Origin of the sequence: Mesorhizobium wenxiniae (assembly GCF_002284535.1) — a bacterium.
GTDB lineage: Bacteria > Pseudomonadota > Alphaproteobacteria > Rhizobiales > Rhizobiaceae > Mesorhizobium > Mesorhizobium wenxiniae.
The window spans coordinates 85,830-99,253 of sequence record NZ_NPKH01000011.1 but is presented as its reverse complement, the minus strand read 5'-3'; the positions used below and the strand labels follow the sequence as shown (position 1 = coordinate 99,253).

The 13,424-nt window shown below is 62.5% G+C and carries 11 protein-coding genes; 2 read left to right on the top strand and 9 right to left on the bottom strand.

Translation table 11 applies throughout. The features are described from left to right. Window positions 1-104: 104 nt before the first annotated feature. Window positions 105-1,610: a hypothetical protein gene (locus tag CIT31_RS02820; protein WP_095517372.1), complete on the top strand. Its 1,506-nt coding sequence runs from the start codon at window positions 105-107 to the stop codon at window positions 1,608-1,610. 105 nt (window positions 1,611-1,715) lie between these two features. Here CIT31_RS02820 and CIT31_RS02815 read toward each other — a convergent pair whose 3' ends face one another. Further along, on the bottom strand, window positions 1,716-2,633 hold the full coding sequence (locus tag CIT31_RS02815; RefSeq protein WP_095517371.1) for a hypothetical protein: 918 nt from the start codon (window positions 2,631-2,633) through the stop codon (window positions 1,716-1,718). 254 nt (window positions 2,634-2,887) lie between these two features. Then, complete coding sequence (gene gyrB, locus CIT31_RS02810; protein WP_095517370.1) at window positions 2,888-5,359, bottom strand: DNA topoisomerase (ATP-hydrolyzing) subunit B; 2,472 nt, start codon at window positions 5,357-5,359, stop codon at window positions 2,888-2,890. Window positions 5,360-5,682: 323 nt separating this feature from the next. Here gyrB and CIT31_RS02805 point away from each other — a divergent pair, with 323 nt between their 5' ends. Then, window positions 5,683-7,053 (top strand): cytochrome P450, encoded by a 1,371-nt coding sequence (locus tag CIT31_RS02805; protein WP_095517369.1) that lies wholly within the window; start codon window positions 5,683-5,685, stop codon window positions 7,051-7,053. A 15-nt stretch (window positions 7,054-7,068) separates the two neighbouring features. Here CIT31_RS02805 and CIT31_RS02800 read toward each other — a convergent pair whose 3' ends face one another. The 7 genes from CIT31_RS02800 to CIT31_RS02770 all read right to left on the bottom strand — a co-directional run bounded on the left by CIT31_RS02800 (window position 7,069) and on the right by CIT31_RS02770 (window position 13,319). Continuing rightward, window positions 7,069-8,043: a complex I NDUFA9 subunit family protein gene (locus CIT31_RS02800; RefSeq protein WP_095517368.1), complete on the bottom strand. Its 975-nt coding sequence runs from the start codon at window positions 8,041-8,043 to the stop codon at window positions 7,069-7,071. 118 nt (window positions 8,044-8,161) lie between these two features. Continuing rightward, the gene (locus tag CIT31_RS02795) at window positions 8,162-8,614 is read right to left on the bottom strand and encodes a DoxX family protein (RefSeq protein ID WP_095517367.1); all 453 of its coding nucleotides are present in this window, start codon (window positions 8,612-8,614) and stop codon (window positions 8,162-8,164) included. A gap of 337 nt (window positions 8,615-8,951) precedes the next feature. Continuing rightward, window positions 8,952-9,953 (bottom strand): Ldh family oxidoreductase, encoded by a 1,002-nt coding sequence (locus CIT31_RS02790; RefSeq protein ID WP_095517366.1) that lies wholly within the window; start codon window positions 9,951-9,953, stop codon window positions 8,952-8,954. Between the two features lie 35 nt (window positions 9,954-9,988). Further along, window positions 9,989-10,801: an ABC transporter permease gene (locus tag CIT31_RS02785; RefSeq protein ID WP_095517365.1), complete on the bottom strand. Its 813-nt coding sequence runs from the start codon at window positions 10,799-10,801 to the stop codon at window positions 9,989-9,991. Continuing rightward, entirely contained in the window at window positions 10,801-11,466 is a 666-nt protein-coding gene (locus tag CIT31_RS02780; protein ID WP_206073329.1) for an ABC transporter permease, read from the bottom strand. The genes CIT31_RS02785 and CIT31_RS02780 overlap by 1 nt, the downstream gene beginning before the upstream one ends. A 191-nt stretch (window positions 11,467-11,657) precedes the next feature. Continuing rightward, window positions 11,658-12,452, bottom strand: a complete 795-nt coding sequence (locus tag CIT31_RS02775; protein ID WP_095517363.1) for a transporter substrate-binding domain-containing protein — start codon at window positions 12,450-12,452, stop codon at window positions 11,658-11,660. 54 nt (window positions 12,453-12,506) lie between these two features. Next, window positions 12,507-13,319 (bottom strand): ABC transporter ATP-binding protein, encoded by an 813-nt coding sequence (locus CIT31_RS02770; protein ID WP_095517697.1) that lies wholly within the window; start codon window positions 13,317-13,319, stop codon window positions 12,507-12,509. Window positions 13,320-13,424: the final 105 nt, after the last annotated feature.

Sequence of the window (13,424 nt, the reverse complement as noted above, 5' to 3'; positions counted from 1 at the left end):
TCTTGACTTGAACATCCGGCCTGCAGCGTCTTTGCTCCCATGCCGGTTTCAGCGCTACGATGAACAAATTTTGTTCCGGGCTTTGTCACCAAACGGAGGCACTAGTGTCCGACCCTCATCCTGTTGCGTCGCCGACCAAGACCAGCCCGCCGGCCTCCGGAAAGGCGCCGCGCAAGCTCAGCCAGGCCGTGGTGATCGTGCATGGCATGGGCGAACAGCGACCCATGGGCACGCTGAGGGAATTTGTTCAGGCTGTTTGGAGTCACGACCCTGCTCGCGTGCCGTTTTACGCCCGTGTCGCCGATTCGGGCGGTCCCGCCGGCTCGAAGATCAACCAGAGCTGGATCACGCCTGACAGCCGCACGAACTCGCACGAGCTTCGCCGGATCACCACCCCTTACGATGTCGATGGCCGCCGCACTGATTTCTACGAGCTTTACTGGGCCGACATCACGCAAGGCACGACGCGGGGCCGGCTTGCGGCCTGGGTGGCAAATCTGCTCTGGCGCAAGCCCGCCGACATTCCGCGCGACGCCTGCGGGCTCTATGTCGTTACGTTTCTGGCCGTCATAACAGTCTTGGGCGCGGCGCTCGTGCTCGCGACCTCGGCCTTGCAAGGATATATTTCCTGGACCACGAGCATGCTCGTCACGATCCTGGCCTCGTTCGTCGTCTGGTCGGTGGACCGGTTTGGTCTTCCTTATTTCGGTGATGTGGCCGCCTATGTCCGTGCTGAAGCGGCAACGGTCGAGAAGCGCGCGCTTGTCCGCGACCGTGGCCTGACGCTGCTGAGGCGTCTCATGATGGACGATACCTACGACCGCATCGTGCTGGTCTCACACAGCCTGGGATCAATCATCGCCTATGATTTGCTGCAGATATTGTGGGCTGATTTCAGGCCGCGAAAGCTGGAAGCGGTCCGCGACAAGGCGAGACTGAAAGCGATCCGCGCCGTCGACAGCGCTACGCTCAACGCCGATGGTTCTGCGTGGCCCGACAGCTTGGATGACCTCTCCGGATTCCGGCGAGATCAATGGGAACTCTATCGCCAGCTCCGCGCCAGGGACGACGATCATCCATTGCCGTGGAAGATCAGCGATTTCGTCACGCTCGGCAGCCCGCTGACCCACAGCGAATTTCTGGTGACCTACAATCTCGCCGAATTCAGGCGCGGCATCGCTGAGCGGCTGTTCTCGGCGTGTCCGCCAATCGCCGATACGGCGGCCGGTGGAACCGTCCTCTATCAGGAAGGGCGCAGCCGTTCGGGCAGGCCGCAGCGGGCGGTGCATCATGGCGCTGTATTTGCCGCGACGCGCTGGACCAACATCTTCGACAGGGGCAATGGCTGGCTGACGGGCGACCCGATCTCCGGGCCGATGGCGGAAAATTTCGGCCCCGGCGTGGAGAACATTCAGGTCGAGCTGCGCAGTTCGCTTGGCCGCATCTTCACCCACAGGCTCTATTGGTCGCTGAAGGCGACCGGCGTCGAGGTCGCCGCAGCGGCCGGAACGCCGCCGCGCTCGCATATCGAGGTGCTGCGCGACGCCGTCGATCTCGGCCGCAAACTGGAGCCAAGCCAGGCGGTGTCCACGGTTTTTGCCGGAAAGTAAGAGCCGGCGCTCGTTTCGGTGAACCGGCGCTGGCAATCACCCCATCGAAACAGCATGTCTATGCAGGGGCAGTGTCCCTGCATAGAAGAAACCGTCAAGCACCGATCAGCGGTTGGTCAGGAAGACCGCCTCCTCGTCGTCGCGCTGCCTGCCGCCAAGGGCTGCCGCGGCGCTTGCGATGAAAGCGCCGACAACCAGCGACAGTGCGCCAAGCAGCGCGAAGGTGGCACCGGCTTTCCTGGCGGTATCGGCAGCCTGCTGAGCCTGAACCTTCGCCTCTTCGACCCTGGCAAGCACGGCATCGACACGAGCCCTGGCATCCGGTTCCGACAGCCCGGCTCGGGCAGCCACCAGCTGCGACAGATAGGTCTTGTCGTCGACAGACACTTCTCCTGCTGCTGCGCTCGAGATCAAAATGCGCGAAGCCTGCGCCGTCGCCGCCGCATCGCTCTCCGGGCTGGCGGCAGCAAGCCTGGCCGCATCGGCCGGGCGGAACAATGCATCGACGAAGTACGACGTTGCGTTGTCGGTCGCGGCGCCTCCGGCGTTTGCAGTGGCACCTGCCGAAGCGCCCATTGCCGCGCCCGACGCGACTGTCGAAGCGGCCTGGACGCCGGTTCCGACAGCTGCGGAAAGCGCCGAGCCGAGCACGCCGGCGACGAGCAACGTTGCAAGCGCCCAGGCGAGGAAGCCGTGGGCGGTATCGCGGAAAAAGACTTCATCGGTGTGGACGCCGACCCATTTGGTGCGCAGGCGCCCGGCAAGATAACCGCCGGCAGCCGACGACAGCCACTGCACGATGATCAGCCACGCGGCGGTGGAGGCCGCGAAAGTTGTGACCGATGTGCTTAAGCCGGACCACGGCGAAACCATGGTCAGCCCGAGCCCGGAGCCGAGCAACATCAGGATCAGTGTTAGCCCCGAGGCAGCAAAGGCGCCGGCCACGATCGGCCCCCAGCTGACAGCGGTGGAAGAGGATTCCGTCGGTGCGGAAACGTCGACAGCCGTTAGGGTTGACTGCATGTCAGCCCCCTACCGTGCGAAAAGCATGATGAGAATAATGATCGGAATCGGGACTCCGAGAAGCCAGAGCAAAATGCCACGTCCCATGAGTGCCTCCTGCGGCGATTGTGATCAATCACAATGCCTTGGAAGCCTTTCCGTTCCGACCGGGCCCTCCTCAGTGAACCTTTGTTGCAATGCACCAGACATCATTGGCAGGCCTAGGTCTACCAACGATGTCTCGAGCGCTCGAAATTGAGCGTCCGGCCTGGGCTTTAAATATCCAGATTGGCGACGGACAGCGCGTTTTCCTGGATGAACTCGCGCCTGGGCTCGACCTCGTCGCCCATCAGCCGCGAAAACAGCGAGTCGGCGTCCGTCGCGTCATTGACCTTGACCTGCAAAAGCGAGCGCACATTCGGGTCGAGCGTGGTCTCCCAGAGCTGCTCGGCGTTCATTTCGCCGAGGCCCTTGTAACGCTGCATGGTCAGGCCCTTGCGGCCGGTGGCAAACACGGCGTTGAGCAGCGCCAGCGGTCCCGAGATGGTTTCCGACACATCCTTGCGGCGCAGCACCGGCGGCTCGCCATAGACTTCTGCGAGGCGAGGCGCATAGCGGTCGAGCTGGCGGGCGTCGGCCGAATTGATCAGCGCGAGATCGAGATGCGCGAACTCCTTGACGCTGCGCACCGTGCGCTCGAACACATAGCCGCCGACCCCTTCGTTTGAGGTCGACATGCGGCCCGTCCAGCCGCGTTCGGTGTCCTCGGCGATGATGTCGAGACGCCGGGCGACGCGATCGGCCATGGCGTTGGCCCGGCCGAGATCGGCGAAAACGTCCGGGTTGAGCGCGCCGGCAATCGCGGCCTGCTCGACCACGCCTCTGTTGTAGCGCGTGTGCAGCCCGTTAATGAGCTGGCGCACCGCCAGCGCATCGTCGATGGCGCTGCGCAGGTCCTGTCCGGCCCGCACCTCGCCGGTGCTGAGCGCAAGCGACGCCTCCTCCAGCCCCGAGCCGATGAGAAATTCCTCGAAGGCGCTCTCGTCCTTGAGGTATTGCGAGCTCTTGCCACGCGTCACCTTGTAGAGCGGCGGCTGGGCGATATAGAGATGGCCGCGCTCGATCAGCTCGGGCATCTGCCGAAAGAAGAAGGTCAGCAGCAAGGTGCGGATGTGGGCGCCGTCGACGTCGGCGTCGGTCATCAGGATGATCTTGTGGTAGCGCAGCTTATCGGCGTTGAACTCGTCCTTGCCGATCGAAGTGCCGAGCGCGGTGATCAGCGTGCCGATCATGTCGGAGCCGAGCATACGGTCGAACCGGGCCCGCTCGACATTGAGAATCTTGCCGCGCAGGGGAAGAATGGCCTGGTTCTGACGCGAACGGCCGCCCTTGGCCGAGCCGCCGGCGCTGTCGCCCTCGACGATGAAGATTTCGGACTTCGCCGGGTCGCGTTCCTGGCAGTCGGCCAGCTTGCCGGGCAGCGAGGTGACGCCGAGCGAGCTCTTGCGGGTGATGTCGCGCGCCTTGCGCGCGGCTTCGCGCGCCGCTGCCGCCTGGATGACCTTCTCGATGACCACCTTGCCCTCGGTCGGGTGCTCTTCGAGCCAGGTGCCGAGAGCTTCGTTGACGAGCCCTTCCACCACCGGACGGACTTCGGACGAGACCAGCTTGTCCTTGGTCTGCGAGGAGAATTTCGGGTCGGGAACCTTGACCGACAGCACGGCCGTCAGCCCTTCGCGGCAATCGTCGCCGATCAGCGCCACCTTCTCCTTCTTGGTGAGGCCCGAGGATTCGCCGTAGCCGGTTATCTGGCGCGTCAGCGCGCCGCGAAAGCCGGCAAGATGCGTGCCGCCGTCGCGTTGCGGAATGTTGTTGGTGAAGGCCAGCACGTTCTCGTGGTAGCTGTCGTTCCACCACATGGCGACCTCGACGGTGATGCCGTCACGCTCGGCTTTGATCGCAATCGGCTCGTCGATCAGCGGTTTCTTGACGCGGTCGAGATATTTGACGAACTCCTCCAGCCCGCCATCATAGTGCAGCTCATGGCGCACGACGTCGGCATGGCGGGCATCGGTCAGAACGATGCGAACGCCAGAATTCAGGAAGGCGAGTTCGCGCAGCCGGTGCTCCAGCGTGCCGAAGTCGAACTCGACCATGGTGAACGTCTCGGCTGACGGGAAAAAGGTGATCTCGCTGCCGCTGCGCCCCTCATAAGTGCCGGCAACCTTGCGCTGTTCGTAGGTGCCAGTGACCCTCAGCGGCGCGTCGGCATTGCCGTGCGTGAAGCTCATCTCGTAGATCTGGCCGTTGCGGCGGATCTTCAGCTTCAGCCAGCCCGACAGCGCGTTGACTACCGAGACGCCGACGCCGTGCAGACCGCCGGACACCTTATAGGAGTTCTGGTCGAACTTGCCGCCGGCATGCAGCTGCGTCATGATCACTTCGGCCGCCGAAATGCCTTCGCCGGTGTGGATATCGGTCGGAATGCCGCGGCCATTGTCGATCACCGTCACGGAACCATCGGGGTTGAGCGTTACCGTGACAAGGTCGGCATGGCCGGCCAGCGCTTCATCGATGGCGTTGTCGACGACCTCGTACACCATGTGATGCAGGCCCGACCCGTCGTCGGTATCGCCGATATACATGCCAGGCCGCTTGCGGACGGCATCCAACCCCTTCAAAACCTTGATGGAATCGGCGCCGTACTCGGCCTCAGCGCCGTTGGCGTTGTCGATCTGATCGCTCATGAAAACCTGTCTGATTGATGCCGCACATCCAGCGCAGAAATCGGCTCCGAATCGCGCGTCTTTGATGTCCTAGATATAAGTGCAAAAGGCGGTTTTTCCAAGGTTTGCAAGCATTTCCGAATGGAAGAAGAACACGCTCGGCCGGCCATGGCATCGGACCCAAAAAGTGGATCGGTTTTGGAACAGAGCGGCGGCAACAAGAGCAGGCCGCCCTGTTCCGGCAATCAGGTACTTTCCAGTGCCCCGGTTACATTCCGGAGAGGCCGGCGACATGGACGCTTGCCTTGCCAGCCACTACATTGAGGTGACCAGCGGAGCACGCCATGGACAGTCAGCCCGCCCCATTCGTCCCGCCGGCACCGAAGCCGCGTACCTCGCCGCCTTCGACGCTGGAGATGATCCGCATCGTCTATCGCAATCCGCTCGAACTGTGGGGCGAGCCGACCTACAACGAACCCTGGATTTCGGTGACCGGCATCGGCGGGCCACTGGTCATCGCCAATGACCCCGGCCTCATTCGCCACGTGCTGGTCGACAATGCGAAAAACTACAAGATGGCGACGGTGCGTCAGATGATCCTGCGGCCGATCCTGCGCGACGGCCTGCTGACCGCTGAGGGCGAGGTATGGAGGCGCTCGCGCAAGGCGATGGCGCCGGTGTTCACGCCGCGGCACATCTTCGGTTTTGCCGAGCCGATGCTGAGGCGCACACGGGAGTTCGTCACGCGCTACGAGGGCGGCGGCACGTCGGACATCGCCCATGACATGACGCTGCTTACCTTTGACATCCTGGCCGAGACGCTGTTTTCCGGTGAGATATCAGGTGAGCCGGGCAGCTTCGCCAAGGAGATCGACCGGCTGTTCGAGACCATGGGCCGCGTTGATCCGCTCGATCTGTTGCGGGCGCCCGATTGGCTGCCGCGCCTGACCCGCATCCGCGGCCGCAAGACCATGGCCTATTTCCGCAAGATCGTCACTGACACCGTCAAGATGCGCGAAGAGCGGGTTAAGCGCGATCCGGACAAGGTGCCGCAGGATTTTCTCACGCTTTTGCTCAAGGCGGAGGGACCGGACGGGCTGACGCGCGCCGAGGTCGAGGACAACATCATCACCTTCATCGGTGCCGGCCATGAGACCACGGCGCGTGCACTTGGGTGGACGCTCTATTGCTTGGCCGAAGCGCCTTGGGAGCGCGAAAAGATCGAGCGCGAGATCGACGCGGTGCTGGCGCGCGAGTCCGATCCGACAAAGTGGCTCGACGCCATGCCGTTCACCCGCGCTGCCTTCGACGAGGCGCTCAGGCTCTATCCGCCGGCGCCGTCGATCAACCGCGAGCCGATCGAACCCGAAACCTGGAACGGCCTCTATATACCGAGGCGCGCCGCGGTGCTGGTCATGCCGTGGGTTGTTCATCGCCATCGCAAGCTGTGGGAGCGGCCCGACGCGTTCATGCCCGAACGCTTCCATCCGGGAAATCGCGAGAAGATCGACCGCTTCCAGTATTTACCGTTCGGCGCCGGTCCTCGCGTCTGCATCGGCGCCAGCTTTGCCATGCAGGAGGCGATCATCGCTCTGGCGATCATGCTGTCGCGTTTCCGCTTCGACACCACCGCCGAGACTAAGCCGTGGCCGGTGCAGAAACTGACGACGCAACCGCAGGGCGGCCTGCCGATGCAGGTCACGCGGCGCCTTTAGTGAGCGCCTGATAGGCTAGGCCGCCGTCTTGCGCTGGAACTGGCCCGCGGCCCGGTAACGCCAGAGATAGCTGGGCAGGATGCTGCCGATCGAATGTGGCTGGATATCGAGACCGGCGAGCGTCCTGTTTTCCCTGGTGGCCGCTTCCGACACGATGTTGTGCTCGCGCAATTGCAGGACCTGATCCTTAGTCAGCAGTGGATTGGGCAAAAGCCCGAGAATCGATGCCTGCATGTTCGCCACCCACCAAGGCACCGACACCAGAAGTCGCTTGCGGTCGATCATGGCAAGCATTTCCTGCATGCATTGCTTGAAGGTGAGCACCTGCGGCCCGCCAAGCTCATAGATCCGGCCGCCCTGGACTTTGCCGTCGACCGAGCGCGCCACCGCTTCGGCGACATCGCCGACATAGACCGGCTGGAATTTGGTCTGCCCACCGCCGATCAGCGGCAGGACCGGCGAATAGCGCGCCATATTGGCGAACCGGTTGAAGAAACTGTCCTCCGGCCCGAAATTGATCGACGGCCGCAAGATGACGGCATCGCTGATCGTTTCCAGGACCGCTTTTTCGCCGAGCGCCTTGGTGCGCGCGTAGTCCGATTGCGCGTTCAGATCGGCGCCCAGAGCCGAGATATGGGTGAGGCCAGCGCCGACGGCGCGCGCCGCTTCGGCGACGGCGCGTGCGCCGAATTCGTGGACGGAGGTGAATTTCTGCCGGCCGCTCTCATGCAGGATGGCCACCAGATTGACGACATGATCGGCGTCTTGCACGGCGCGGTCGACCGACCAGCGCACGCGAACATTGGCCTGCACCGGCTGGATCTGGCCGACATTGCCGAGCGGCTGCAAATGGCCGGCGAGATCGGGCCGGCGGCAGGCGACCCTTATGCGGTAGCCGCGCCTGGCCAGCGCCCGCACGACGTGACGGCCGACAAAGCCGGAACCGCCGAACACGACGACGAGCTTTGGGGTCTGCAGGATTTCGGTCATTGCTGGCTCCGGCGCAGTTTCCAGATTTACTGGTGCTTGACTGAAGCCGTTTCTTAGTCCGTTTCGCGCCAAAGGCAAAGGGCGACGATAAGTCGCCGGAGACCTTGTTTCGACCGCGTCAGAACGCCCTGCCGATGCGTGCGTCGACCGATTGGCGGTTGCCGCCGCGAATGACGAAGAAGAACAGGATCGCCGCCCACAGCAGTGATTTTTCGGCGCCCGAAAAGCCCTCGCCCATAGTGACCCAATGGAACCAGACGGTGACCAGAAGCACGAACATTCCGGCGAAGGCGGCCGGTCGGGTCAAGAGACCTATGGCGATGAAAATGCCTCCGAAGAACTCGGTGCATGCCAAGAGCAGGGACCAAAATGCGCCCGGATAGAAGCCGAGGCCCTCGACCATCTCGGCGGCGCCAAACGGATCGGTGATCTTCTGCGAACCATGAATGGTGAGGAAGATGCCGGCTACGGCACGCAGGATGGTTTCAGAGGTGGTGTGCAGCGCCGCATAAAGGCTGCCAAGGGCTGGGACGAAAAGGCTTCTTCTGGAATTCTCGGTGCTTGCGGACATTGGGGCTCCTCTTTTGCTGCTTCGCGCAAACACCCGACCACCTCAGTCAAAGTCAAATGAACAAAAGTTGACTAGAAAAGCGTGTTAACTGACCAGATGCGAGAGAACGCAGAAAACCCCGCCGAAGCGGGGTTTTCGGGGTGACTTCCAAGGTCGGAGTCAGGGTCCGACGAGGCGGCCTGGCCTGAGACGGTATCAGGACGGCGTGAGACGCCCGCCCCAGCCCGGGACATTCGACCGGATGTCACCGCCCGGGCAAACCCCACCCCGGACAGGCATTGGTCGCGCCACCGCGCAAAAAGGTTCAACGGCGGCGAAAAAATCGCAGACAAACTTTTTAGGAAGAATACCGGGCGGCGAATTCGGAGATGCGCTGCACCACGGCTTTCGGAGCCGTTATGCCCCGTGCTGCCGCCTTCTCCGCCGCTTCGGCCCGGGCACGGCCGGGCACATGCACGCCGTAGCGGCGGCGCAACCGTTCGAGCTGGTCCTTCATGCGTTTCTCGAAATCCGGATCGAGCAGCTTAGGCTCGACGGCCAGCACGAAGAGGCCGGTTCCGGGACTGTCCGGTCCGCCGCTGAACCATGGCGCATCGAGCGACCAGTTGGCGCCCGACAGGCCAGCCGCCAGCACTTCGACCATCAGCGCGATGTTGGCGCCGCGCTGGCCGCCGAAGGCAAGCATCGCGCCTTTCATGGCTGCGGCGGGATCGGTGGTCGGGTTGCCGCTGACGTCCAAGGCCCAGCCTTCGGGAATTTTCTTGCCGTCCTCGGCCGCCTTGCGGATGTTGACGAAGGCAGTGGCGCTCGACGACTGATCGATCACCAGCGGCGCTCCGTCGGCGGCGGGCGCGGCGAAGGACATCGGGTTGGTGCAGTAGACCGGCTTGACTGAGCCCGAGCCGGCAAGCACGGCGGGCCCGTTCGTCGCGGCGAAGGACACCAGTCCCAGCGCGGCCAGCCGCCCGGTGAAATAACCGAGTGCGCCGCATGTATAGGCGTTCTTCTGCGAAAAGATAGCGACGCCGAACAGGCGCGCCGCCTTGGCGAGATCGTCGATGGTGCGGTCGAAGCCGGTATGCGCCAGACCGCCTCTCGCGTCAGAGAGATAGACCGCCAAGGCCGGCCTAGTGATGACCGGCTCGGCCTTGCCGTCGATGCGGCCGGCCTCCAGCGCTTCGAGATAGTCGATGAAATGCGACAACCCGACCGTCGACAGCCCTTCCGCCTCGGCCGCTACGATGGAGGCTGCAAGCGACTGCGCCGCTTCTTCATTGGCGCCGGCGCCGAGCGCCGCCATCCGGCACAGCCCTGTCGCTTGGTCGAGACTGAGTTGCATTTCGTAAGTCCTGAATTCGTGAAACTGTCTCGATGTCAGCCGAGCCGGTTTGGAATCCGCGCCTCGAGCCGGCGGAAGCCGAAGACCAGGATACCGGTGATGGCCATATAGACCAACGCCAGAAGCAGCAAGGGTTCGTAGGTGACGAACAGATCCTGGCGCACCCTCGAGGCTACGGCATAGATGTCGACCATGGTTATGGTCGCCACCAGCGGTGTTGCCTTCAGCTGGAGAACGGTTTCGCCGGCCAGCGTCGGCAGCGCCCGGTGGATCGCCTGCGGAAGCCATACTCGCCTGAACATTTTCCAACGGCTCATGCCGAAAGCTCGGGCCGCCTCGAGTTGACCTTTCGGTACGCCTGCGAAGGCGCCACGCATTACTTCGCCTTCGTAGCCAGCATAGGAAATCGTCAGCGAAAGAACTGCATAGGGCCATGCCTGCCTGAGAATGGGCCAGAGGAACGACTCGCGTATCCACGGAAATTGTGGAAACAGCGAACCGAGTCCGAAGTAGAGCAGCCAGAGTTGGAGCAGCAGCGGCGTACCACGAATAACCGTGCAGAACACCTTGGCGGGAACGCTCAGAATCGGCGGGCCGATCACCTGCGCGAGGCCGAGGGGGATAGCGAGCGCGATGCCCAGAGCCGACGTCACCACCAGCAGCCATATGGTCCGCCATATGCCCTGCAAAGCCAGCGGCAGATAGGTGGGCAGCCAATCCCAGCGCATGAGGAAAATCGACGCCAATATGATAACCAGCGCGATCAGGACCAGCGCTATCCGATGTGGCCGCATCCAGAGCGAAGCTCGGGCGGCGGCGTTAATGACCGGGGTTTCGGCAGCCGCCATCAGTGAGGTCCCGCGATCGAAGGCATGCCGCGTCGCGCCCAGCGCTCAACACGCCCGATGACGACGTTGGAGACGAGGGTCAGAACGAGATAGAGCGCGCCCGCCGCCATGAAGAAGGTGAAATAAGCCTTCGTCGCGCCGGCTGCCGTCCGTGTGGTTTGCGTCAGTTCATTGACCCCGACGATCGCGAGAAGCGCGGTGTCTTTGGTGGCGATCAGCCACAGATTTGCCAGCCCTGGGATGGCGAAGGGGAGCATCGCAGGTAGCGTGATACGCCTGAGAAGCAGGCCGGGGGGCATTCCATACGCCCGCGCGGCTTCGATCTGGCCCTGCGGAATGCCGAGAATCGCGCCGCGCAAGACTTCGGTAGAGTAGGCGCCCTGCACGACCCCGAGCACGCCTATTCCGGCGACAACACCGTTGATATCGATTGCGGCATGGCCGAGCGCGGTGAGCAACTGGTTGATGAGGTCGGTACCAGCGAAATAAAGCAGCAGGATCAGCACCAGTTCGGGCACGGCGCGGACCACGGTGGTGTAGACTTCCAGCAGGTCACGGACCACCGGCCCGCCATAGAGCTTGCCATAAGCGCCGCCGACGCCGATCACGAGACCGACTCCAAAGGAGCCGAAAGCAATTCCGACGGAGTTTGCCAACCCATGCAGAAGGCTGAGACCCCTGCCGTTCGGCGGCTGGAAGGAAAGCAATTCCAGCGAACTGGCTCCGAAGATGGTGGCGAGAACGTCGCTCAGCTTATGTCCCCTGGGCTTCCGGGTTGAGGCGCCAATGATGTATCAAGCCGGACGTGCCATCGCGACGATGGCGGCTAGGCATGCCCGGCTTGATGCCGCTGCCGTCAGTTGGACTGCGACTCTTCGCCGTAGATGTCGAAGTCGAAGTACTTCTTGGTGATTTCGGCATACTTGCCATTGGCGCGGATGGCCTTGATTGCGGCATTGAGCTTGTCCTTGAGCTCGGTGTCGCCTTGACGTACGCCGGCGCCGACGCCAGGCCCGAGCACTTCAAGGTCCGGTGCGACATAACCTTTGAGGTCGCAGCACGCTTTGCCTTGATCCGACTTCAAAAATGCGTCGAGCGCGATCGAATCGGCCTGAGTGGCATCGATCCGGCCGGCGGCGAGATCCTGATTTGCCTCGTCCTGCGTCTGGTATTCTTTGATCTCGGCAGCATCGGTGAAGTGCTTTTTGGCGTAAGCAGCGTGCACCGTGGACGCCTGAACGCCGATAATCTTGGCTTTCAGCCCCTCTGGCGTCGCATCGAATTTCTGATCCTTGGCGCCGATCACCGCAGTCGGCGTATTGTAGTATTTCTCCGAAAAATCGATTTCCTTCTTGCGTTCGTCGGTAATGGACATCGAATTCATAATCGCGTCGATCTTCTTGGTTTTAAGCGCCGGGATAAGGCCGTCCCACGGGATTGGCGTCAATACGCAATCCAGCTTGGCTTCGCTGCAGATGGCGTTGACGATGTCTACTTCCCAGCCACCCCAGTTGCCGGAAGCATCCTGCGAGTAAAACGGCGGATAGGCTTCAGGCGAAAAACCCACCTTGATCTGTTCGGCGCTTGCCGAAAATGCGCCCGACAACGCGATCAGCGTGGCCGCGAGCGCCGTTTTGAGAAAAGGTTTCATTTTTTCATTTCTCCCGTTTTTTGGTTTGACGTTCCCGTCTGCTTTTCTCGCAAGTCATCCAACATTGCGCAGAAACTGCTTCAGCCTTTCGGATTTGGGCGCACCGAAGATCTGCTCCGGCGGCCCTTCTTCCTCGACCAACCCGTTGTAAAGATAGACGACATGCGTCGCGACTTCGCGGGCGAACTTCATCTCGTGGGTCACCAGCACCATGGTGCGGCCCTCGCGCGCCAGATCGCCGATCACCTTCAGCACCTCGCCGATCAGTTCCGGGTCGAGCGCCGAGGTCGGCTCGTCGAACAGCATGACGCGCGGATTGATGGCCAGCGCCCGGGCGATGGCCGCGCGCTGCTGCTGGCCGCCCGACAGATAGGCCGGATAGACATCGCGCTTTTCGGCCAGCCCGACGCGGGCGAGCAGCTTTTCGGCCTCGGCGATGGCCACGTCGCGCTTGACGCCGAGAACATGCACCGGAACCTCGATTACGTTCTCGATCAGCGTCATGTGGCTCCACAAATTGAAATTCTGAAAGACCATGCCGAGCTTGGAGCGGATGCGCTCGATCTGCTTGCGGTCGGCGGGAACGGTGTGGCCGTGACTGTCCGCCTTCATCCGGATCTCCTCGCCATTGACGCGGACGATTCCGCTGGTTGGGTTCTCCAGGCAATTGATGCAGCGCAGCAGGGTCGACTTGCCCGAGCCGCTGCCACCGATGATGGCGATGACTTCGCCGTCGCGCGCCGACAGCGAAACACCCTTCAGCACATGCAGTTCGCCGAATCTTTTATGCAGGTTCTCGACATGGATGGCTTCGGCGGCGTCGTTCTGCGCCGTGTACTTCAGGGCGGGGGCCGTGCCTTGCGCTATCACCTTTGGGGTGCCTCACGAAGCGGCTGGACCCATCGCTGCTGGAATTTTTTACCCATTACCATCACTGGACAGACTTCTCATTCTCAAGATGGACCGTTCCGC

Excerpts from the sequence above, each read along its gene's own strand:
- CIT31_RS02805 (WP_095517369.1), top strand. The coding sequence starts at position 5,683 with ATGGACAGTCAGCCCGCCCCATTCGTCCCGCCGGCACCGAAGCCGCGT.
- gyrB (WP_095517370.1), bottom strand. The coding sequence starts at position 5,359 with ATGAGCGATCAGATCGACAACGCCAACGGCGCTGAGGCCGAGTACGGC.
- CIT31_RS02815 (WP_095517371.1), bottom strand. The coding sequence starts at position 2,633 with ATGCAGTCAACCCTAACGGCTGTCGACGTTTCCGCACCGACGGAATCC.
- CIT31_RS02785 (WP_095517365.1), bottom strand. The coding sequence starts at position 10,801 with ATGGCGGCTGCCGAAACCCCGGTCATTAACGCCGCCGCCCGAGCTTCG.
- CIT31_RS02790 (WP_095517366.1), bottom strand. The coding sequence starts at position 9,953 with ATGCAACTCAGTCTCGACCAAGCGACAGGGCTGTGCCGGATGGCGGCG.
- CIT31_RS02795 (WP_095517367.1), bottom strand. The coding sequence starts at position 8,614 with ATGTCCGCAAGCACCGAGAATTCCAGAAGAAGCCTTTTCGTCCCAGCC.
- CIT31_RS02775 (WP_095517363.1), bottom strand. The coding sequence starts at position 12,452 with ATGAAACCTTTTCTCAAAACGGCGCTCGCGGCCACGCTGATCGCGTTG.
- CIT31_RS02800 (WP_095517368.1), bottom strand. The coding sequence starts at position 8,043 with ATGACCGAAATCCTGCAGACCCCAAAGCTCGTCGTCGTGTTCGGCGGT.